Annotated in this window: 1 pseudogene; it reads left to right on the forward strand. The window is 63.4% G+C overall.

Annotation, left to right across the window (positions count from 1 at the left end):
- Nucleotides 1-901 (forward strand): annotated as a pseudogene (locus FV230_RS28745) (IS3 family transposase); the annotation flags it as partial.
- Nucleotides 902-904 lie beyond the last annotated feature (3 nt).

Genomic DNA, 904 nt, shown 5'->3' on the forward strand with positions numbered 1-904 from the left:
TCGAGCACATCATGCGGACGATGACCGTCTCCGAGCGCCGTGCCTGCAGGGCGCTCGGACAGCATCGCTCGACACAGCGCAAGGTACCGCGGGGCCGCGATGATGAAGAGGCGCTGACGGCCGATCTCGTGGCGTTGGCTGAGAAGTACGGACGCTATGGCTACCGCAAGATCAGCGCGCTGCTGAAGGCGGCCGGATGGTTCGTGAACGACAAGCGCGTCGAGCGCATTTGGCGGCGTGAGGGTCTGAAGGTCCCAGCCAGACAGCCCAAGCGGGGGCGGATCTGGGACAACGACGGCTCCTGCGTCCGTCTTCGTCCAGAACACCGCAATCACGTGTGGTCGTACGACTTCGTCGAGGCGCGCACGCATGATGGAGGCAAGATCCGGATGCTCGACGTGGTCGACGAACCGAAGGACCGCGCAGCGAGTTCACGCATGAATGCCTGGCGATCCGAGTCGCCCGCAAGCTGAAGGCAACCGACGTCATCGACGTGCTCTCGGATCTGTTCATCCTGCGTGGCGTACCTGGCCATATCCGTTCGGATAACGGCCCGGAGTTCGTTGCGAAGATCGTACAAGCTTGGATCACCGGCGTCGGAGCAAAGACGGCCTACATCACGCCAGGCTCACCGTGGGAGAATGGCTACGTCGAAAGCTTCAACGCACGGCTTCGCGACGAACTCCTCAACAGCGAGATCTTCTACACACTCAGGGAAGCGCAGGTCGTGATCGAAAGCTGGCGCCGTCACTACAACGGCGTGCGCCCGCATGCATCGCTGAAATACCAGCCGCCGGCACCGGAGGTGTTCGTGCCAGCCTTCTCCGCTTGGCCGGCTGCGCTCGCCCGACCAGCTCCGCCGGCCAAGCTACTCGTGGCGGAGCGGCCCACCGTGCACTAACTT

This window comes from Methylobacterium sp. WL6, from assembly GCF_008040095.1.
GTDB lineage: Bacteria > Pseudomonadota > Alphaproteobacteria > Rhizobiales > Beijerinckiaceae > Methylobacterium.